Genomic DNA, 20,244 nt, shown 5'->3' on the forward strand with positions numbered 1-20,244 from the left:
ATGCCCGCAGTGCCTGTCATACCGTCCCAGTTGTCGCCGCGTCCTTCTCGCCAGCCGTTAATCCAGGCTTGGCGTACCGACGGTAGAGTAAATGGGCAAAGCTCACGGGACTTGCCATTAACGCCATACTGATATCCGCGTAAAAACGCTTTTTCCAACGGATCACGCTTTAGTCTTCTCATAGGGTGTTTCCCTCACTTGTTGACTGCTTTATGTCCCGTCGACCTTCGTTGAGGTCGGGCAGATTGCTTCTGCCGTTGGTGCTCGCTGCCGGCGTCGCGAGCCTTGATGTTGACGCCGTTGCGGCGCCAACCTGTGTTGAGTTCTAACCAATAGGTCACAGCAAGTGAATGATCGTTTTGTCATAAGGACGTAACGATAATGCTGTCCAGGCCATAAGCCTGGGGCGGTTTTGTATCGTGCCTGTCACGCAAAGCCCCCTGTGATCAGCCTCTCACTAGATGATGAGGTTAATGCTTTAGTGAGAATGTCGAACGGTTGCACTCAACTACTATTCGACGAAGGGTCGACTTATGTCATTTTGTTGCCCTGACTTTTTATCTGTCCCGGCCTCTAAGCTCTTTTGCCCTGCAAGAAAGCCAGCCTGCCGGGGTGGGACGGCGCAGTTTCGCGCCACACGAGCGCTCTTGAAGAAAAGCGCTTGATTGAAAACCGAACGGGCGATGCGTTGCCCGTTCACTTATTGCTAAAGGCCCTGGTATTCCCATGTCGGATCGTTACGAAATCTTCCTCACCTGTCCCAAAGGCCTTGAAGGCCTGCTGATCGAGGAAGCCGTCGGGCTTGGCCTTGAGCAAGCGCGTGAGCACACTTCTGCCGTGCGCGGCATGGCCGACATGGAGACGGCCTATCGCCTGTGCTTGTGGTCGCGCCTGGCCAACCGGGTGCTGCTGGTGCTCAAGCGCTTCCCGATGAAGGACGCCGAGGATCTCTACCACGGCGTGCTGGATGTCGACTGGCAGGACCACATGCTGGCCGACGGCACCCTGGCCGTGGAGTTCAGCGGCCATGGCTCGGGCATCGACAACACCCACTTCGGCGCCCTGAAGGTCAAGGACGCCATTGTCGACAAGCTGCGCACTCCGACCGGCGAGCGCCCTTCGGTGGACAAGCTCAACCCCGACCTGCGCATCCACCTGCGCCTGGACCGCGGCGAAGCCATCCTCTCCCTGGACCTCTCCGGCCACAGCCTGCACCAGCGCGGCTACCGCCTGCAGCAAGGCGCCGCGCCGCTCAAGGAAAACCTGGCGGCGGCGATCCTGATCCGTTCCGGCTGGCCGCGCATCGCTGCCGAAGGCGGCGCCCTGGCCGACCCGATGTGTGGCGTGGGCACCTTCCTGGTGGAGGCGGCGATGATTGCCGCGGACATCGCCCCCAATCTCAAGCGTGAACAATGGGGCTTCACCGCCTGGCTCGGCCACGTGCCGGCGCTGTGGCGCAAGCTGCACGACGAAGCGCTGGCCCGGGCCCAGGCCGGCCTGGCCAAGCCACCGCTGTGGATCCGCGGCTACGAAGCCGACCCGCGTCTGATCCAGCCCGGCCGCAACAACGTAGAGCGCGCCGGCCTGAGCGAGTGGATCAAGATCTACCAGGGCGAAGTGGGCACCTTCGAGCCGCGCCCGGACCAGAACCAGAAAGGCCTGGTGATCTGCAACCCACCCTACGGCGAGCGCCTGGGTGACGAAGCCAGCCTGCTGTACCTCTACCAGAACCTCGGCGAGCGCCTGCGCCAGGCCTGCCTGAACTGGGAAGCGGCGGTGTTCACCGGCGCCCCGGACCTGGGCAAGCGCATGGGCATCCGCAGCCACAAACAGTACTCGTTCTGGAACGGCGCCTTGCCCTGCAAGCTGCTGCTGATCAAGGTCCTGCCGGATCAGTTCGTCACCGGCGAGCGCCGCACCGCCGAGCAGCGCCAGGTGGAACGCGAGCAGGCCCAGGCCGCCGCGGACGAAGTACCCGTGCGCCAGTACAACAAGAATGGCAACCCGATCAAGCCGGCCCCGGCTCCTGCTCCCGTGGTCGAACAGGCGCGCCTGAGCGAGGGCGGGCAGATGTTCGCCAACCGCCTGCAAAAGAACCTCAAGCAACTGGGCAAGTGGGCCAAGCGCGAGGGCATCGAGTGCTACCGTGTCTACGATGCCGACATGCCGGAATACTCCCTGGCCATCGACCTCTACCAGGATTGGGTGCACGTGCAGGAATACGCGGCGCCCAAATCGGTGGACCCAGAAAAGGCCCAGGCACGTCTGTTCGATGCCCTGGCGGCGATTCCCCAGGCGTTGAATGTCGACAAGAGCCGGGTGGTGATCAAGCGTCGCGAGCGCCAGAGCGGCACCAAGCAGTACGAGCGCCAGAGTGCCCAGGGCCAGTTCACCGAAGTTCGTGAAGGCGGGATCAAGCTACTGGTGAACCTTACCGACTACCTGGATACCGGGCTGTTTCTCGATCACCGGCCGATGCGCATGCGTATTCAGCAAGAGGCGGCGGGCAAGCGTTTCCTCAACCTGTTCTGCTACACCGCCACCGCCAGTGTGCACGCGGCCAAGGGCGGCGCGCGCAGCACCACCAGCGTCGACCTGTCGAAAACCTATCTGGACTGGGCACGCCGCAATTTCTCGCTCAACGGTTTCTCCGACAAGAACCGCCTGGAGCAAGGCGATGTGATGGCCTGGCTGGACAGCTGCCGTGACGAGTTCGACTTGATCTTCATCGACCCGCCGACCTTCTCCAACTCCAAGCGCATGGAAGGGGTGTTCGACGTGCAGCGTGACCAGGTGCAGTTGCTGGACCTGGCCATGGCACGCCTGGCGCCGGGGGGCGTGCTGTATTTCTCCAACAACTTCCGCAAGTTCCAGCTGGATGAAAACCTCGCCGCGCGCTACCAGATCGAGGAAATCACGGCGAAAACCATCGATCCGGATTTCGCCCGCAACGGCAAAATCCACCGTGCCTGGAAAGTCACCGCACGCTGATGGCCGGATATGTCCCCGAGGCCTGTTTTTTCAGGTTTCGGGGGCTGTTTAGCGCTGGTCAAATTAGTGGCTAATAGCTATAACTCACACTTGGTCCGGATGATGCCCAAACTCGCTGGCGTGATGAGTTCTGCTTATGCCTCTGCATGTTGTACGCCCGAAAATCCTGGGTTTCATAAGTGAAGAGGTATCTGCCTGGCTGGTGGCGGTGCTGGTCCTGGTTGCGGGCGGCATCCTCACCGGGCTCTTGGCGTGGTCCACCTACAGCCTGAACAAGCAGCAGGTGCGCCAGCGCTTCCAGTTGCTGGCCGGCGAACGCTACAGCCGCATCGAAGAACGCTTTCAAGACCAGGAACAACGCCTGGACGGCTTGCGGCGCTTCTTTGTCAATTCCGACCTGGTGACCCGCCAGGATTTCGATGGCTACGCCAAACCCTTGTTACGCCGCACCCAGGCCTATGCCTGGGCGCCTCTGGTGAGCCGCGCCCAGCGCCCGGGGTTCGAGCAGTCGATTCGCGATCAGGGGCTGCCGGGGTTTTCCATTTTGCAGTTGAATGCCACGGGCCAGATGGAGCCGGCCGGCGAGCACGATGACTACGCGCCGGTGCTGTACAGCCAGACCCAGAGCCCCCTGGGGTCGCCCCTGGGTTACGACCTCCTGGCTCAACCCCTGCGCCGAGCCACCCTGGAACGTGCTCGGGAACTCAATGGCCTGGCGGTCTCTCCGCCTTTGCAACTGGTGGCCGTGGACCAGGCCTATGCGCGAGGGGTGCTGTTGGCGGCGCCGGTCAGGCGCGCGCAGGATGCTTCCGGCCCCCAGGACCGGCCCTACGGCTATGTTCTGGCGATCATCAGCCTGCGGCAACTGGTGGCGGACGGCCTGCCGGTTCCTGCCAGCGATAACCTGTCGGTGCGGATTCTCGACCTGTCCACCGAGGGCCAGCACGAGGTGCTCTACGAGTCGAACAACCCGCCCATCAGCAGCAGCCTGACCGCCAGCCGCCTGCTGCGCCTGGCGGACCGGGACTATCAGGTGGACATCCGCCCCAGCGCGGCCTTCCTGCACGCCAACCATTCAGCCCTGGGTAGCCTGGTGATTCTTGGCGGCATGCTCAGCCTGCTGCTCAGCGCCTTGCTCTACGTCCTGGTCAGCCAGCGTCAGCGGGCTCTGGCCCTGGTGGAGCAGCGCACCGAGGAGCTGCGTAGCAGCGAGCAGGCGTTGCGCGGCACCCACAGCCAGTTGCGCTGCGTGCTCAATGCCGCCACTCAGGTAGCGATCATTGCCACCGACCTGCGCGGAGTGATCAGCACTTTCAATGCCGGGGCCGAGCAGATGCTCGGCTACAGCAGCAGTGAGGCGGTGGGGCACCTGACCCTGGAAAGCCTGCATTTGCCCGAAGAATTGGAAAGCTGGGCCCAGAGCCTCACCCAGCGTTACGGCAAAGCCATCCCGGTGTCCCAGGCGATGTTGGTGGAAGAGGGCATGGCCGGCGGGCATGAGGCCCGGGAATGGACCCTGGTACGGCGTGACGGCAGCCATCTGCAAGTCAACATGCTGGCCACCCCGGTGCTCGACGACCAGGGGTTGTGGATCGGCCATCTGGCCATCTGCATCGATATCACCGAACGCAAGCGCGTGCATGAAGCCCTGGCCGCCCGTGACCGCTTGCTGCAGCGGCTCAGCGCCCACGTGCCCGGCGGGATCTATCAGTTCAAGCTGGACGCCGACGGGCATACCAGTTTTCCCTATGCCAGCGATGGCCTGCGCGAGATCTACGAGATCGAGCCGCAACTGCTGCAGCAGGATGCCGAGGCGGCATTCGAGCGCATCCATCCTGAGGATGTGGAGCGGGTGCGTGAGTCGATCCGGGTTTCGGCGCAGCAGCTCAGTCCCTGGCGCGAGGAGTACCGGGTCTGCCTGCCGCAGCGGGGGGTGCGCTGGATGCGCGGTGCAGCGAGCCCGGAAAGCCTGCGGGGCGGCGGTGTGCTCTGGCACGGCTATATATCGGATATCTCCGATCTCAAGCGGGTCGAGGAGGAACTGCGGGCATTGTCGGTCACCGACTCCCTGACCGGTATCCACAACCGACGCTATTTCCAGGAGCGGCTACAGGCCGAGATGCACCGCCTGGAGCGAGGTGGTGGCGTCATGGCGGTGATCATGCTGGACATCGACCATTTCAAGCGGATCAACGATCAGTACGGTCACGGGGTGGGGGATCAGGTGCTGCGCGGGTTGTGCGAGCGCATCGGCCGGCGCCTGCGGCGCATCGACGTCTTCTGCCGTCTGGGGGGAGAGGAGTTCATGGTCCTGTGCCCGGACACCAGCGGCCAGCAAGCGCTGATTCTGGCGCAGGAGCTGTGGCACGGTGTGCGTAGTTCGCCGATCGGGCCGGTGGAGAGTGTCACCGCCAGTTTCGGTATCGCCAGTTGGCGTGCGGGGGAGGGTGCAGATGAGCTGCTGCTGCGGGCCGACTCTGCGGTCTATGCCGCCAAGCAGGCGGGGCGGGACCGGGTCCTGATGGAACAGCCGTGAACACTGGCGGCGCGCAAGGCTTGCCGCCGCCAGCGTCGCTCCTTACAGCACCGAAGCGCTGGTCGCCAGTTTCGGCTGGCGGTACAGGTCCAGCAGGACCTGGTCGAGCACCGAAGAGGCGCCGAATGGCCGTGGATCGTTGAGGATTGCCACCACCGCCCAGGTATTGCCGTTGTCGTCGCGGCTGTAGCCGGCGATGGCGCGTACGGTGTTCAGGGTGCCGGTCTTGATGTGCGCCTCACCAGACATGGCGGTGCGCTTGAGGCGCTTGCGCATGGTGCCATCCATGCCGGCGATCGGCATCGAGCTGATGAACTCGGCGGCGTAGGGGCTCTTCCACGCCGCTTGCAGCAGGCCGGCCATTTCCCGGGCACTGACCCGCTCGGCACGCGACAGGCCGGAACCGTTCTCCATCACCAGGTGTGGCGAGGTGATGCCTTTCTTCGCCAGCCATTGGCGCACCACACGCTGGGCTGCCTTGGCGTCGTCGCCATCGGCTTCGTTGCGGTACTTGGCCCCCAGGCTCAGGAACAACTGCTGGGCCATGGTGTTGTTACTGTATTTGTTGATGTCGCGGATGATTTCCGCGAGGTCTGGGGAGAAGGCGCGGGCCAGGACCTTGGCATCCTTGGGTACCACGGCCAGGCGATCCTGGCCCTGGATGCTGCCGCCCAGCTCGCTCCAGATCGCCCGCACCGCGCCGGCGGTGTAGGTGGCGTGGTCCAGCAGCGACAGGTAAGTCTGGGAACTGCAGCCATCACCCAACTGCCCGCCGACGGTCACGATCACGCTGCCATCGCCCTGGGTGACGGGGTTGTAGCGCACGTCTCCAGTGCACTGCTTGGTGTTGACCGCCTTGACCTGGTTGTCGATGCGGATCTTGGCGATCGGCGGCTCCACCGAAACCAGGACCCGTCCTGAGTCATTGCGGGCAACGAAGCGCAGGGCCTTGAGGTTGACCATCAGGGCGTCCGGCTTGACCAGGAACGGCTTGTTCTCGTCGTTGCCATCGTCATTGAATTCCGGCAGTTGCGGCTGCACGAAGAAGTTGCGGTCCAGCACCAGATCGCCAGTGACTTGCTGTACGCCATTGGCCCGCAGGTCACGCATCAGCAGCCAGAGCTTCTCCATGTTCAGCTTGGGGTCGCCGCCGCCCTTGAGGTACAGGTTGCCATTGAGGATGCCGCCGCTGAGGGTGCCGTCGGTGTAGAACTCGGTTTTCCACTGGTGGGTCGGGCCGAGCATTTCCAGGGCTGCGTAGGTGGTCACCAGTTTCATGGTGGAGGCCGGGTTCACCGATACATCGGCGTTGAAGATGGTCGGGGTGCCGGGGCCGTTCAGGGGAATCATCACCAGGGACAGGGCGTTATCCGGAAGTTTGCTGGCTTTGAGGGCTTGCTGGACCTTGGGGGTCAGGGTGGTGTTGACCGGAGCCGCGGAAACGGGAAAGGCCAGGGGGAGAAAAACACTGGCCAGCAACAGAGGACGCAACGATTTGATCATATGAAATGGAACCCTGCAGTCGAGGGGAAAAAAGGCGAGGGCATGCAGATAAAATCCCTCAGTGGTCATGAAAGTGTCGGCATTATGCCCCAAGGTATAGCGGCTTGTGCCGTGCCACGGGCCGCTGGGGCGGTATTTTTTTTACCAATGGCAGGGTTGCATCCTCATAGAGTCAGGCAATCGCCTGCCTAAACTGGTAAAGTGCCGCCCGTTATTACTTATGAGGATTGTTCCATGGCCACTAACCGTTCCCGCCGTCTGCGCAAAAAACTCTGCGTAGATGAATTTCAGGAGCTGGGTTTTGAGCTGAACCTGGATTTCAAAGAAGGTCTGGCTGACGAAGCTATCGACGCTTTCCTCGACGCATTCCTCAAAGAAGCGATGGAAGCCAACGGCCTGGGCTATGTAGGCGGCGACGACTTCGGTCTGGTTTGCCTGAGCAAGCGCGGTTCCGTCAGCGAAGAGCAACGTGCCACCGTTGAAGCCTGGCTCAAGGCGCGCACCGAGCTGACCACCGTTGAAGTCAGCCCGCTGCTGGACGTGTGGTACCCGGACAACGCGATCAACCCAGTCGTGTGATGTCATGCATGAGCGACCCGTCCGGGTCGCTCATGCGTTGTTGCCCGAGGGCAACCTGTCGATTTTCCCCTTTGTATCCTTGCCTCTGCCACGGGCCAGCCCCGGGCGTTGTCGTGGGCGCCGTTCGCCGGCAAGCCGACGCGTGAGCGAGCGCCGGTCGGTGTAGAAGCCGGCTTGCCAGCGAAGCCCTTCAGGCGCTGCGCCAGTTCAGGATCATCAGGGTCACCACCCCGGCAACAATTCCCCAGAACGCCGAGCCGATGGAGAACAGCGTCAGCCCCGACGCCGTGACCATGAAGGTGATCAGCGCCGCTTCCCGTTCCTTCACTTCGCTCATGGCGATGCTCAGGCCGTTGATAATCGAACCGAACAGCGCCAGGGCCGCGATGGACAGCACCAGCTCCTTGGGCAGGGCGGCGAACAGCGCCGCCAGGGTGGCGCCGAAGACCCCGGCGATGCCGTAGAAAATCCCGCACCACACCGCCGCGGTGTAGCGCTTGCTGTGATCCTCATGGGCATGGGGGCCGGTGCAGATGGCGGCACTGATGGCCGCCAGGTTGATGCCATGGGAGCCGAAGGGCGCCAGCAGCAGCGAGGCCAACCCGGTGGCGGTGATCAGCGGCGAAGCCGGGACGTTGTAGCCGTCGGCCCGCAGCACGGCGATCCCCGGCATGTTCTGCGAGGTCATGGCCACCACGAACAGCGGAATGCCGATGCTGATGGTGGCGGCCAGGGAGAAGTGCGGTGTGGTCCAGACCGGGGTCGCCACTTCCAGGTGAAAGCCGCTGAAGTCCAGCAGGCCCATGGCCCCGGACAAGGCCGTACCGATCAGCAGCGCAGCCAGTACCGCATAGCGCGGCGACAGGCGCTTGACCACCAGGTAGGTGAGGAACATGCCCAGCACCAGGCCGGTGCGGTGCTGGGCGGCGACGAAGATTTCACTGCCGATCTTGAACAGGATCCCCGCCAGCAGGGCCGCCGCCAGGGACGCCGGGATCTTTTTCATCAGCCGCTCGAAGCTGCCTGTCAGGCCGCACAGGGTCACCAGCACGGCGCAGGTGATATAGGCGCCGATGGCTTCGCCGTAGGTCACTCCGGACAGGCTGGTGATCAGCAGGGCGGCGCCGGGGGTCGACCAGGCGATGGTGATGGGGGTGCGATAGCGCAGGGAGAGGCCGATGCTGCACACCGCCATGCCGATGGAAATGGCCCAGATCCACGAGGAAATCTGACCGCTGGTCAGCCCGGCGGCCTGCCCGGCCTGGAACATCAGCACCAGGGAGCTGGTATAGCCGGTCATCATGGCGATGAAGCCGGCCACTATGGCAGACGGCGAAGTGTCGGCCAGAGGGCGTAGCTGCGCGGGAGTGGCATCGGACATTACTGCTGTTCCTTGTTCTTGAAAGACGCAAAAAACCACATCCGGCGCGCATTGATCGAGGCGGGCTCGAGCAATGGGCCAGTAATGGGGGTCAAGGTCCAAGCCTAAACTTAAAAGTAACTTTGCATTGCAATACAGCCGTGACTACAAATAGCCGTACAGTCGTTGAACAAGTCGCGGGCCCGACAACACTTTTTGCTAGTGATGGCCATGGGTTGTGTACAATGTGCCCCTGTTTTAACGCGATACTTGCCAGCGACCCACCGTGGCGTATTAAAGTCACGCTGAAATCGCCGCAGTCCTCCCGACCCGAGTGCCCATGAACGAACAGTTGCAACCTCTCAAGAAACAACCGCGAGCAGGCAAAGCCGGTCGCAGCGGAACCCAGGACGATATTGTCTACGCGCACATCTTTGAGGCCATCCTCGAGCAGCGCCTGGCGCCGGGCACCAAATTGAGCGAAGAGGCGCTGGGGGAGATTTTCGGAGTCAGTCGGACCATCATCCGTCGCGCGCTGTCGCGCCTGGCCCATGAAGGCGTGGTCCTGCTGCGGCCCAACCGTGGCGCGGTCGTCGCCAGCCCGAGCGTCGAGGAAGCCCGCCAGGTATTTCTCGCCCGGCGCCTGGTGGAGCGGGCCATTACCGAACTGGCCGTGCAGCATGCCACTGCCGAGCAGTTGCTGGAGTTGCGGCAGATGGTCAACGAGGAACGCGACAGCTTTTCCCGCGGCGATCGTGGTGCCGGTATCCGCCTTTCCGGGGAGTTTCACCTGAAGCTGGCGGAAGCGGCGAAGAATGCCCCGCTGATCAGCTTCCAGCGCAGCCTGGTGTCCCAGACCTCGCTGATCATTGCCCAGTACGAAAGCGGTAACCGTTCGCACTGCTCCTACGATGAGCACACCCAACTGATCGATGCCATCGAAGCCCGGGACGGCGAGCTGGCGGTGAACCTGATGATGCACCACATGGACCACATCGACAGCAAGCTCAACCTCGACGAGGAAAGTGCCTCGGACGACCTGCATGCGGTGTTCTCGCACTTGCTGCAGACCAAGAAACCGGGGCGGCCAAGCGCCAAGCTCTAAGCTGCAAGCCTTGCGTTTCAAGCAATCCCTCGCTTCGTGTGCTGCACGGAGCGAGGGATTCTTGTTTCTGCGGCCCCTTGCCGGGCCTTGGCTTGGGCATTTTGTTGCGGTTTTTGTTTCAGATTGTATACAGTGCCTGCTTCGAGGCGCATGGCCCGGCAGCAGTCGGCCAAGGCTCGCCTCTCGCCCTGCGAAAGGAGCCCGCGGCATGAGCGGCAGAACGCTACGTATTCATTCCTCCGCGATCCACTATTTCGACATGGTCCGGCGCTGCCGCTCGATCCGCGAGGCTGCCCGGCGCTTGAATGTCGCGTCCTCGGCAGTGAACCGGCAGATTCTCAAGATCGAGGACGAGATCGGCGCGCCGCTGTTCGAGCGCTTGCCCGGCGGCCTGCGCCTGACCATGGCCGGGGAGATTCTCAGCCGTCACGCCAACCTGGTGTTGCAGGACCTGGAGCGGGTGCGCCTGGAGTTCGACGCCTTGCGCGGCTTGAAAAGCGGCCACGTCGAGATCGCCACCGCCGAAGGTGCCACGGTGGATCTGCTGCCCTCGGTGCTCAAGCGCATGCGTGATCACTACCCGCAAGTGACCATCGGTGTGACCGTGCAGGGTTCGCAATCCATTCCCCAGGCCCTGATCAACAGCCGCGCCGACCTGGGCCTGGCCTTTGCTGTGCCACGGGCCGCGGAAATCCGCCAGTTGAGTGTCGGGCATTTCCGCCTCGGGGCGCTGGTCAGCCCGGACCACCCGCTGGCCGAGCGCGGCAGCGTCAATTTCGCCACCTGTGCCGAGCACGGGCTGATCCTGGCCAAGAGCGAGCTGTCGATCCATCACCTGCTGGCGCCGCTGCACAAGCGTCTGGGCCTGCTGGACAAACCGCCGCTGCAGAGCAACTCCATGGAGCTGGCGCGGCAGATGGCCCGGCACAACATGGGGGTGGCGTTCCAGACCCGGGTCGGGGTCGAGGCGGATCTGCAAAAGGGTGAGCTGTTGCATATTCCCCTGAGCGACCAGGGCGGCATCTACAGCGACCTGGGGCTCTACGCCCGCAGCGGGCGCGACCTGCCCAGCGCGGTGGAGGCGCTGGCGCATTTGCTCAGTGAGGAGATCGCTCTTCGCGAACGGGCCGAGCGCGCCTTCGGCCAGCCGGTGCTCTGAGTCCGGCCTCCTGGGCCTGTGTTGCCATTTCGGCAGCGCCCTGGTCGATATTCTGTGCTTTGGGCGCTGTAGCGCTTGTGTCGATACTGCGTGCGGTCGGCAGCCAGCGAAGCTGCCTAAAGCCACACCGCCACAGGACATAATAAAAATGAAAAAGGCACTACAAGGCGCAACCCTGCTGATGAGCATGATCGGAGCAGGGGAAGCGGCCGCCCTCGAGTGGATGAACAATAGCGTCGGCTTTCGATACGGCAAGGAGTTCACCAACCCGAACAACCCGCACTACATCAGCAAGCGCATCTACAGCTTCACCCACGCCAGCGGTTACCAGTACGGCAGCAACTACCTGCACCTGGATGTGCTGCTCTCCGACAACGACGACCCGCGCAAGGGCACCAACAAGGGCAGCAGCGAGGTCTACGGGGTCTATCGCCACCAGCTCTATTCCTCCCGGGTATTGGACACGCCGCTGGGCACCGGCCTGATCAAGGACTACGCGCTGACCATGGGTTTTGACGCCAGCCGCAACAACAACCTGGGGTCGGCGAAAAAGCGTGCCCTGGTCTTCGGCCCGACCCTTAAGTTCAACACCGTCGGGGTGCTGGACCTGAGCCTGCTGTACTACAAGGAAAACAACCATTCCGGGATCCCCGGGGCCAAGGACCCGGATCACACCTTCGACGACACCTACCTGCTCAACCTGGCCTGGATGCGACCTTTCGAAGTCGGCACCCACGCTGCCAAGTTCCAGGGTTTCGTCAACTACACCGGGGAGAAGGGCCACGACTACAACTACCGCGACACTGCCCCTGAAACCCTGATGCGTACCTCGTTGATGGTGGCAGTGCTGCCGGGCAAGAACGTCAAGCCCAACCTGTATCTGGGTGTCGGCTACGAGTACTGGCACAACAAGTTCGGGGTGGACGGCGGCCGTGGCAGCCGCACCTCGACACCGACCCTGAACATGGAAGTGACCTTCTAGGCTCGCCCGCAGTCCGGGCCTGGATGCAGGCAAAAAAATCCCCCGTACGCGTCTGGCGAACGGGGGATTTTCATTTTCCGGGGTTAGCGCTGGTGGACCTGCTGGCCGGCGGCAAAGGTCTGCAGCACGGTGCGATCGTCGCCCAGGGTCATCAGCACGAACAGGGTTTCGGCAATGCTGTTGGCTTGCTTGAGGCGGTAGCTGAGCAGCGGAGTGGCGTGGTAGTCGAGGACCAGGAAGTCGGCGTCGGTGCCCGGATGCAGGGTGCCGATCTTGTCTTCCAGGCGCAGGGCCCGGGCGCCGCCGAGGGTGGCCAGATACAGCGACTTGAACGGGCTCAGGCGCGCGCCTTGCAGTTGCATGACCTTGTAGGCCTCGTTGAGGGTCTGCAGCAGCGAGAAGCTGGTGCCGCCACCGACGTCGGTGCCCAGGCCGACATTGAGCTTGTGCTTTTCCGCCATCGGCAGGTTGAACAGGCCGCTGCCGAGAAAGAAGTTCGAGGTGGGGCAGAAGGCCACGGCCGAACCGGTTTCAGCCAGGCGTGCGCATTCGTCGTCGCACAGGTGCACGCCGTGGGCGAACACCGAACGCTCGCCGAGCAACTGGTAGTGGTCGTACACGTCCAGGTAACCCTTGCGCTCCGGGAACAGCTCCTTGACCCATTGGATTTCCTGCAGGTTCTCACTGATGTGGGTCTGCATGTAGAGGTCGGGGTATTCGGTCAGCAACTGGCCGGCCAGGGTCAGTTGCTCCGGGGTGCTGGTGGGGGCGAAGCGCGGGGTGACTGCGTAGTGCAGGCGGCCTTTGCCGTGCCAGCGCTCGATCAGCGCCTTGCTTTCCTGGTAGCCGGATTCGGCGGTGTCGGTCAGGTAGTCCGGGGCATTGCGGTCCATCATCACCTTGCCGGCGATCATCCGCAGGTCAAGCTTCTCGGCGGCGGCAAAGAAGGCATTGACCGACTGCGGATGCACGCTGCCGAACACCAGGGCGGTGGTGGTGCCGTTGCGCAGCAGTTCCTTGATGAAGATGTCCGCCACTTCATTGGCGTGATCCGGGTCGGCGAACTGGCTTTCGCAGGGGAAGGTGTAGGTGTTGAGCCAGTCCAGCAACTGCTCGCCATAGGCGCCCACCATGCCGGTCTGCGGCAGGTGGATATGGGTGTCGATGAAGCCCGGTGTGATCAGGGCATCGGGATAGTGCTCGACCTGCACCCCGGCGGGCAGACCGGGCAGCAGTTCGCTGGCGTGGCCGAGGGCACTGATCCGGCCGTTTTCTACTACCAGCAGGCCGTCTTCGAAGTACTCATAGGAGGCTTCGATGCCGACTTCGGCCGGGTCGGCGATGCTGTGCAGGATGGCGGCACGGTAGGCTTTGCGAGTCAAAGGCATGGGGGATTCTCAGTGTGTGGCGTGTCAGTTTGCAGCCTGGCTGCGGCGTGATACCGGCAGCAGTTTGGCAATGGGTTCGGCACTGGCGCTGGGCTGGCCGAAATGGGCGTTATAGGTGGCGATGATCTCGCCGGCAATGGAGATGGCGATTTCCACAGGCAACTTGCCTTTGACTTCGCCGAGCCCCATCGGGCAGCGCATGCGCTGCAAGGTTTCGGCGTCGAAACCGCGGTCACGCAGGCGGTGTTCGAACTTGACCCGTTTGGTCTTCGAGCCGATCAGGCCGAAATAGGTGAAATCGTTGCGCTTGAGCAGGGCCGCGGTCAACTCCAGGTCCAGCTGGTGATTATGGGTCATGACGATGCAATAGCTGCCGGCGGGCAGATTGTCGATTTCGTCCACCGGTTCTTCGCTGACGATCTTGCGTACTCCAGGGGGGATCTGCTCGGGAAACTCCTGCTCCCGGGAATCGATCCAGCGTACCCGGCAGGGCAGGCTGGCCAGCAGTGGCACCAGCGCGCGGCCGACATGCCCGGCACCGAACACGGCGATCTGCGCCTGCACCTGGCCCATGGGTTCGAACAGCAGCACCGTGGCACCGCCGCAGCACTGACCGAGGCTGGCGCCGAGGCTGAAGCGCTGCAGATGGGTCGCCTGCTTGCCGGCAGCGAGCATGTCCCGGGCGATCTGCATGGCCTTGTATTCCAGGTGCCCGCCGCCAATGGTGTCGAAGGCCTGGGTGGCGCTGACCACCATTTTCGAGCCGGCATTGCGCGGCGTCGAGCCGAGCTCCTCGATGATGGTCACCAGCACGCAGGGTTCACCCTGGGTCTGCAGGTCGGCGAGGGCGCTGATCCAGTTGTACATGTTCACCTCGACATCTTGGTTGTCTGTGTGGGCCTCTTCCTCGGCAAGCCGGCTCCTGCAGGAGCCGGCTTGCCGACGCGGGCCGTTACAGCGGCGCCAGCTCGGCTTGCGGGTCCGCGGCCCTGGTCACCTGCAAGCGACGCATCTGCTCGCAGCCCCACAACACTCGCTCCGGTGTCGCCGGCGCATCGATCTGCGGCTGGTGGCGGTAGTCGCCGAGGCTCGCCACCGCATCCTTGATCGCGCACCAGGCGGCGATACCCAGCATGAACGGCGGTTCGCCCACGGCCTTGGAATGGAACACCGTGTCTTCCGGGTTCTTGCGGTTTTCCACCAGCTTGACTCGCAGGTCCAGGGGCATGTCGGCCACTGCCGGGATCTTGTAGCTGGCCGGGCCGCAGGTCATCAGCTTGCCCTTGGTGTTCCACACCAGTTCCTCGGTGGTCAGCCAGCCCATGCCCTGGATGTAGCCGCCCTCGACCTGGCCGATGTCGATGGCCGGGTTCAGCGAGGCGCCGACGTCATGCAGGATGTCGGTGCGCAGCATCTTGTACTCGCCGGTCAGGGTGTCGACTATCACCTCGGCGCAGGCCGCGCCGAAGGCGAAGTAGTAGAACGGCCGGCCCCGGGCCTGGGCACGGTCGTAGTAGATTTTCGGGGTCTTGTAGAAGCCGGTGCTGGAGAGCGACACCTGGGCAAAATAGGCCTGCTGGATCAGTTCCTCGAAGGTCAGGATATGCTCGCGGACACGCACATGGCCGTTGTGGAACTCCACGTCTTCTTCGCTGACCTGATACTTGCGCGCGGCAAATTCCACCAGGCGGTTCTTGATGGTCTGCGCCGCGTTCTGCGCGGCCTTGCCGTTCAGGTCGGCACCACTGGAAGCGGCGGTGGGCGAGGTATTGGGCACCTTGTCGGTATTGGTGGCGGTGATCTGCACCCGGTCGATGTTCACCTGGAACACCTCGGCCACCACTTGCGCCACCTTGATGTTCAGGCCCTGGCCCATTTCGGTGCCGCCGTGGTTCAGGTGGATGCTGCCGTCGGTGTAGACATGGATCAGCGCGCCGGCCTGGTTGAGGAAGCTGGCGGTGAAGGAAATGCCGAATTTCACCGGGGTCAGTGCCAGGCCCTTTTTCAGGATCGGGCTGTTGGCGTTGTACAGGCGGATGGCTTCGCGGCGCTCGGCGTACTGGCTGCTGGCTTCCAGTTCGGCGGTCATTTCCTCGAGCATGTTGTGCTCGACGGTCTGGTAGTAGTGGGTGACGTTGCGCTCGGTCTTGCCGTAGTAGTTGGCCTTGCGTACCGCCAGAGGGTCCAGGTGCAGATGGCGGGCGATGGCGTCCATCACCTCCTCGATGGCGACCATGCCCTGCGGGCCACCGAAGCCGCGATAGGCAGTGTTCGACGCAGTGTTGGTCTTGCAGCGGTGGCCGTTGATGGTGGCATCGCCCAGGTAGTACGAGTTGTCGGAGTGGAACATGGCACGGTCGACGATGGATGCCGAGAGGTCCGGTGAACAGCCGCAGTTGCCCGCCAGTTCCAGCTGGATGCCGTGCAGGCGCCCGCTGCTGTCGAAGCCCACGTCGTATTCGACGTAGAAAGGGTGGCGCTTGCCGGTCATCAGCATGTCTTCGACCCGTGGCAGGCGCATCTTGGTCGGCTGGCCGGTCAGGCGTGCCACCACCGCGCACAGGCAGGCGGGGCTGGCGGCCTGGGTTTCCTTGCCGCCGAAGCCGCCGCCCATGCGCCGCATGTCCACCACTATCTTGTTCATCGAGACGTCCAGCACTTCCGCCACCAGCTTCTGCACTTCGGTGGGGTTCTGGGTCGAGCAGTAGACGATCATGCCGCCGTCTTCGGTGGGCATCACCGAGGAGATCTGGGTTTCCAGGTAGAAGTGTTCCTGGCCGCCGATGTGCAGCGTGCCCTGGATGCGGTGCTCGGCACTGGCCAGGGCGCTGGCCGAGTCGCCGCGCTGGTGGGTGTGGCTGTCCAGCACGAAGTGGCGCTTGCGCAGGGCCTCGACCACGTCGAGCACCGGCTCCAGGTCTTCGTATTCGATGATCGCGGCCATGGCCGCCTTGCGCGCGGTTTCCAGGTCCCTGGCGGCCACCGCCAGCACCGGCTGGCCGACGAACTCCACGGTGTCGATGGCCAGCAGCGGGTCGCCGGGCAGCAGCGGGCCGATATCCTTGAGGCCGGGAATGTCCTCGTGGGTAATGGCGATGCGCACGCCTTCGAAGGCGTAGCAGGGGGCGGTGTCGATGCTGATGACCTTGGCGTGTGCCCGGTCCGACAGTCGCGCGTAGACGTGCAACTGGTTGGGGAATTCCAGGCGGTCGTCGATGTACACCGCTTCGCCGGACACATGTTTGTCGGCGCTGTCGTGCTTGACGCTGCGGCCGACGCCGCTGGTCAGGTCCTGGTGAAACAGGGCCGTGAGTTCGGCCTGGGTCTTCTCGACCTTGTGATGATTAGACATAAGCGGTCACCCGGGTCTCGATGTGCGGTGCATGCAGTTCGATGAAGTATTTGCGCAGCAGGTTCTGCGCGCTCAGCAGGCGGTATTCCTTGCTGGCGCGAAAATCCGAGAGCGGGGTGAAGTCTTCTGCCAGGGCGGCGCAGGCCCGCTCGATGCTCGATTGATTCCAGGGCGCGCCGATCAGTGCGGCTTCGCAGCTCTTGGCGCGCTTGGGGATCGCCGCCATGCCGCCGAAGGCGATGCGCGCATCGCTGACCACGCCGTTGTCGATGCGCAGGTTGAAAGCCGCGCAGACCGCGGAAATGTCGTCGTCCAGGCGCTTGGAGACCTTGTAGGCGCGGAACAGCCGTTCGGCGCTGGCCCGGGGCACGATGATCTTCTCGATGAACTCGCTTTCCTGGCGGGCGGTGACCCGGTAATCGATGAAATAGTCTTCCAGGGCCAGGGTGCGGCGCACTTCGCCCTTGCACAGGACGATCTGCGCGCCCAGGGCAATCAGCAGCGGCGGCGAGTCGCCGATGGGCGAGGCGTTGCCGATGTTGCCGCCCAGGGTGCCCTGGTTGCGGATCTGCAGCGAGGCGAAGCGCTGCAGCAGTTCGCCGAAGTCCGGGTACTCGGCGCGCAGGGCGTCGTAGCAGTCGGTGAGGGCGGTGGCGGCGCCGATTTCCAGGCGATCGTCGAAGTGCTCGATGCGCTTCATCTGGGCAATGTTGCCGACGTAGATCATCACCGGCAGGGTGCGGTGGAACTGGGTCACCTCCAGGGCCAGGTCGGTGCCGCCGGCCAGCAGCCGGGCTTGCGGGTAGGCGTCATAAAGGTCGGCCAGATCAGCCACCGTCAGCGGCACCAGGCAGCGCTTGTCGCCACTGTTGAGCTCACCGGTGTCCTTGGGCGCAATGGCCTTGAGGCGGCTGATGGTCTCGGCCTGGCGCGCATCGAACTGATCGCTCTGCCCACCACAGCAGGCCTGCTCGGCGGCGGCGAGGATCGGCCGGTAGCCAGTGCAGCGGCAGAGGTTGCCGGCCAGGGCTTCATGGGCCTTGTGGGCGTCGGGCTGGCTGCTGTTTTTCTGCAGGGCGAACAGCGACATGACGAAGCCCGGGGTGCAGAAGCCGCACTGCGAGCCGTGGCAGTCGACCATGGCCTGCTGCACGCTGTGCAGTTGCCCCTGGTGCTTGAGGCCTTCGACGCTGATCAGGTGCTTGCCGTGCAGGGAGGAAACGAAGGTCAGGCACGAGTTGAGGCTGCGATAGCGAATGCTTTCGCCGCCTTGCGCATCCGTCTGCAACTCGCCCACCACCACGGTGCAGGCGCCGCAGTCGCCGCTGGCGCAGCCTTCCTTGGTGCCGGGCTTGCCCAGGTGCTCGCGCAGATAGTTGAGCACGGTCAGGTTGGGGTCCAGGGCATGCTCGCTACGGAGTTCCTGGTTGAGTAAAAACTGGATCACGGAAGGCCTCGCAGACTCATTATTGTTGTTAACCGACGTCAGCCGAATTTAGTCATGTCTGACTTTTCGGTCAATGATTTTCTGACTTCAAGGTCAGGAAATTTTCGACTCCAACAATTCAAGTATGAACGGCTATGGAAAATTGCTCGGATCACGGTCAATTTGCTTATTTCATGCCAAATTCCGCCCCTTGGGCACTCCGCGATGAAGTGGCAATTGCGCTACACTGCGCGGCTTGTGCCGATTAAAGATTTTGAAGGAAAACCATGACGTTCAAGGCGCCGGACAGCCTCGCCGAGCAAATTGCTCACCACCTCGCCGAACGTATCATTCGCGGGGATCTCAAGCCTGGGGAGCGCATTCAGGAACAGAAGGTCACCTTGGCCCTCAATGTCAGCCGTGGTTCGGTCCGCGAGGCCTTGCTGATCCTCGAGCGCCGCCATCTGATCGCCATCTTGCCGCGCCGTGGTGCCCATGTGACCGAGCTCACCGAGCACAAGGTCCGCAGCCTGTGCACGCTGATGAGCGAGCTGTACATCCTGCTGGGCAACTCGGTGGCCAGCGGCTGGACACAGCAGAGCGACATGACGCCATTCCTGCAGATCCAGCAGCGCCTGGAGAGTGCCTATGAACGCCAGGACATCCGCGCCTTCGTCGAAGACAGCTTCAGCGTGATGCGCGCGGCCTATCCGTTCGCCAACAACCCCTACCTGCAGGAGACTGTCGAGAACCTGCAGCCGGCCATGAGCCGCGCCTATTACCTGGCGCTGGACCAGCGCAAGGCGTCCATGAGCGAGTACCTGGCGTTGTTCGAGCAATTGCTGGCCGCGGTATTGGCCCGTGACCTGGTGCAGATCCGCCAGGTGCTGACGGCCTACGCCGAGCGCAGCAGCGATCTGGTGGTATCTGCGTTGGCGGATGCGTAAACGTGCGACTCAAGTGCATCAAGCTGGCGGGGTTCAAGTCCTTCGTCGATCCGACCACGGTGAACTTCCCCAGTAACATGGCGGCGGTGGTCGGGCCCAATGGCTGCGGCAAGTCGAACATCATCGACGCCGTGCGCTGGGTCATGGGCGAAAGTTCGGCGAAGAACCTGCGCGGCGAGTCGATGACCGACGTCATCTTCAACGGCTCCACCAGCCGCAAGCCGGTGAGCCAGGCCAGCATCGAACTGGTGTTCGACAACTCCGATGGCACCCTGGTGGGCGAGTACGCCGCCTATGCGGAAATCTCCATTCGCCGCAAGGTGACCCGCGACAGCCAGAACAGTTATTTCCTCAACGGCGCCAAATGTCGCCGTCGGGATATCACCGACATCTTCCTCGGCACCGGCCTGGGGCCACGCAGCTACTCGATCATCGAGCAGGGCATGATCTCCAAGCTGATCGAAGCCAAGCCCGAGGATTTGCGCAACTTCATCGAGGAAGCCGCGGGCATCTCCAAGTACAAGGAGCGCCGGCGCGAGACGGAAAACCGCATCCGCCGCACCCACGAGAACCTCGCCCGCCTGACCGACCTGCGCGAAGAGCTGGAGCGTCAGCTCGAACGCTTGCATCGCCAGGCCCAGGCCGCCGAGAAGTATCAGGAGTACAAGGCCGAGGAGCGCCAGCTCAAGGCGCAACTGTCGGCCCTGCGCTGGCAAGCCCTGAATGAGCAGGTGGGCCAGCGCGAGTCGGTGATCGGTAGCCAGGAAGTCAGCTTCGAGGCCCTGGTGGCCGAGCAGCGCAACGCCGATGCCGCCATCGAACGCTTTCGCGACGGGCACCACGAGCTCTCCGAACGCTTCAATCTGGTGCAGGGGCGCTTCTATTCGGTGGGCGGTGACATCGCCCGGGTCGAGCA

At 63.2% G+C, this 20,244-nt stretch carries 15 protein-coding genes; 8 read left to right on the plus strand and 7 right to left on the minus strand.

The genetic code is table 11. The features are described from left to right. On the minus strand, positions 1–182 hold a 182-nt coding region (gene rmf, locus F6S12_RS22905), incomplete at its 3' end, for a ribosome modulation factor (RefSeq protein ID WP_315869353.1). Positions 183–726: 544 nt separating this feature from the next. Between rmf and rlmKL the strand changes: the two genes are divergently transcribed. Continuing rightward, positions 727–2,991, plus strand: coding sequence for a bifunctional 23S rRNA (guanine(2069)-N(7))-methyltransferase RlmK/23S rRNA (guanine(2445)-N(2))-methyltransferase RlmL (gene rlmKL / locus F6S12_RS22910; protein WP_015634761.1), 2,265 nt, complete (start codon positions 727–729; stop codon positions 2,989–2,991). 136 nt (positions 2,992–3,127) lie between these two features. Beyond that, positions 3,128–5,527 carry a diguanylate cyclase gene (locus F6S12_RS22915; RefSeq protein WP_015634762.1) on the plus strand — a complete coding sequence of 800 codons (2,400 nt, stop codon included), beginning with the start codon at positions 3,128–3,130 and terminating at the stop codon, positions 5,525–5,527. A 42-nt stretch (positions 5,528–5,569) separates the two neighbouring features. Here F6S12_RS22915 and dacB read toward each other — a convergent pair whose 3' ends face one another. Next, on the minus strand, positions 5,570–7,030 hold the full coding sequence (dacB, locus tag F6S12_RS22920) for a D-alanyl-D-alanine carboxypeptidase/D-alanyl-D-alanine-endopeptidase (RefSeq protein WP_311167856.1): 1,461 nt from the start codon (positions 7,028–7,030) through the stop codon (positions 5,570–5,572). Positions 7,031–7,264: 234 nt separating this feature from the next. On the opposite strand from dacB, the gene F6S12_RS22925 reads away from it, so the two are divergent. Then, positions 7,265–7,609, plus strand: a complete 345-nt coding sequence (locus F6S12_RS22925) for a YggL family protein (protein WP_152686057.1) — start codon at positions 7,265–7,267, stop codon at positions 7,607–7,609. A gap of 190 nt (positions 7,610–7,799) precedes the next feature. Here the strand turns inward: F6S12_RS22925 and F6S12_RS22930 are convergent, their stop codons facing one another. Then, complete coding sequence (locus F6S12_RS22930; protein ID WP_015634764.1) at positions 7,800–8,990, minus strand: benzoate/H(+) symporter BenE family transporter; 1,191 nt, start codon at positions 8,988–8,990, stop codon at positions 7,800–7,802. A 319-nt stretch (positions 8,991–9,309) separates the two neighbouring features. On the opposite strand from F6S12_RS22930, the gene F6S12_RS22935 reads away from it, so the two are divergent. The 3 genes from F6S12_RS22935 (at position 9,310) to F6S12_RS22945 (ending at position 12,215) form a co-directional block, all read left to right on the plus strand. Beyond that, positions 9,310–10,074 carry a GntR family transcriptional regulator gene (locus F6S12_RS22935; protein ID WP_011060203.1) on the plus strand — a complete coding sequence of 255 codons (765 nt, stop codon included), beginning with the start codon at positions 9,310–9,312 and terminating at the stop codon, positions 10,072–10,074. 208 nt (positions 10,075–10,282) lie between these two features. Further along, on the plus strand, positions 10,283–11,233 hold the full coding sequence (locus F6S12_RS22940) for a LysR family transcriptional regulator (protein WP_015634765.1): 951 nt from the start codon (positions 10,283–10,285) through the stop codon (positions 11,231–11,233). Between the two features lie 148 nt (positions 11,234–11,381). Then, positions 11,382–12,215, plus strand: coding sequence for a hypothetical protein (locus F6S12_RS22945; RefSeq protein WP_015634766.1), 834 nt, complete (start codon positions 11,382–11,384; stop codon positions 12,213–12,215). An 83-nt stretch (positions 12,216–12,298) separates the two neighbouring features. Here the strand turns inward: F6S12_RS22945 and guaD are convergent, their stop codons facing one another. The 4 genes from guaD to xdhA all read right to left on the minus strand — a co-directional run bounded on the left by guaD (position 12,299) and on the right by xdhA (position 18,402). Continuing rightward, positions 12,299–13,603, minus strand: a complete 1,305-nt coding sequence (gene guaD / locus F6S12_RS22950; protein WP_041116876.1) for a guanine deaminase — start codon at positions 13,601–13,603, stop codon at positions 12,299–12,301. A gap of 24 nt (positions 13,604–13,627) precedes the next feature. Then, entirely contained in the window at positions 13,628–14,470 is an 843-nt protein-coding gene (xdhC, locus tag F6S12_RS22955) for a xanthine dehydrogenase accessory protein XdhC (protein ID WP_011060207.1), read from the minus strand. Positions 14,471–14,555: 85 nt separating this feature from the next. Next, complete coding sequence (xdhB, locus tag F6S12_RS22960; protein ID WP_011060208.1) at positions 14,556–16,955, minus strand: xanthine dehydrogenase molybdopterin binding subunit; 2,400 nt, start codon at positions 16,953–16,955, stop codon at positions 14,556–14,558. Continuing rightward, a complete protein-coding gene (xdhA, locus tag F6S12_RS22965; protein ID WP_019095887.1) occupies positions 16,948–18,402 on the minus strand; it encodes a xanthine dehydrogenase small subunit in 1,455 nt (484 codons plus the stop codon). Before xdhA ends, xdhB begins: the two co-directional genes overlap by 8 nt. 266 nt (positions 18,403–18,668) lie before the next feature. Here xdhA and F6S12_RS22970 point away from each other — a divergent pair, with 266 nt between their 5' ends. Together F6S12_RS22970 and F6S12_RS22975 are read left to right on the plus strand one after the other, a co-directional pair. Beyond that, positions 18,669–19,328: a GntR family transcriptional regulator gene (locus F6S12_RS22970; RefSeq protein ID WP_011060210.1), complete on the plus strand. Its 660-nt coding sequence runs from the start codon at positions 18,669–18,671 to the stop codon at positions 19,326–19,328. Positions 19,329–19,330: 2 nt separating this feature from the next. Beyond that, positions 19,331–20,244: chromosome segregation SMC family protein (locus tag F6S12_RS22975; RefSeq protein WP_315869354.1), on the plus strand; the 914-nt coding region annotated here is incomplete at its 3' end.

The organism is Pseudomonas sp. JV245A, assembly GCF_032424515.1.
In the GTDB taxonomy this organism is placed as follows: Bacteria; Pseudomonadota; Gammaproteobacteria; order Pseudomonadales; family Pseudomonadaceae; genus Aquipseudomonas; species Aquipseudomonas protegens.

Coding starts and splice junctions, on each gene's coding strand:
- F6S12_RS22970 (WP_011060210.1), top strand. CDS start 18,669: ATGACGTTCAAGGCGCCGGACAGCCTCGCCGAGCAAATTGCTCACCAC.
- F6S12_RS22925 (WP_152686057.1), top strand. CDS start 7,265: ATGGCCACTAACCGTTCCCGCCGTCTGCGCAAAAAACTCTGCGTAGAT.
- F6S12_RS22915 (WP_015634762.1), top strand. CDS start 3,128: ATGCCTCTGCATGTTGTACGCCCGAAAATCCTGGGTTTCATAAGTGAA.
- F6S12_RS22940 (WP_015634765.1), top strand. CDS start 10,283: ATGAGCGGCAGAACGCTACGTATTCATTCCTCCGCGATCCACTATTTC.
- F6S12_RS22945 (WP_015634766.1), top strand. CDS start 11,382: ATGAAAAAGGCACTACAAGGCGCAACCCTGCTGATGAGCATGATCGGA.
- rlmKL (WP_015634761.1), top strand. CDS start 727: ATGTCGGATCGTTACGAAATCTTCCTCACCTGTCCCAAAGGCCTTGAA.
- F6S12_RS22935 (WP_011060203.1), top strand. CDS start 9,310: ATGAACGAACAGTTGCAACCTCTCAAGAAACAACCGCGAGCAGGCAAA.
- dacB (WP_311167856.1), bottom strand. CDS start 7,030: ATGATCAAATCGTTGCGTCCTCTGTTGCTGGCCAGTGTTTTTCTCCCC.
- xdhC (WP_011060207.1), bottom strand. CDS start 14,470: ATGTACAACTGGATCAGCGCCCTCGCCGACCTGCAGACCCAGGGTGAA.
- guaD (WP_041116876.1), bottom strand. CDS start 13,603: ATGCCTTTGACTCGCAAAGCCTACCGTGCCGCCATCCTGCACAGCATC.
- F6S12_RS22930 (WP_015634764.1), bottom strand. CDS start 8,990: ATGTCCGATGCCACTCCCGCGCAGCTACGCCCTCTGGCCGACACTTCG.
- xdhB (WP_011060208.1), bottom strand. CDS start 16,955: ATGTCTAATCATCACAAGGTCGAGAAGACCCAGGCCGAACTCACGGCC.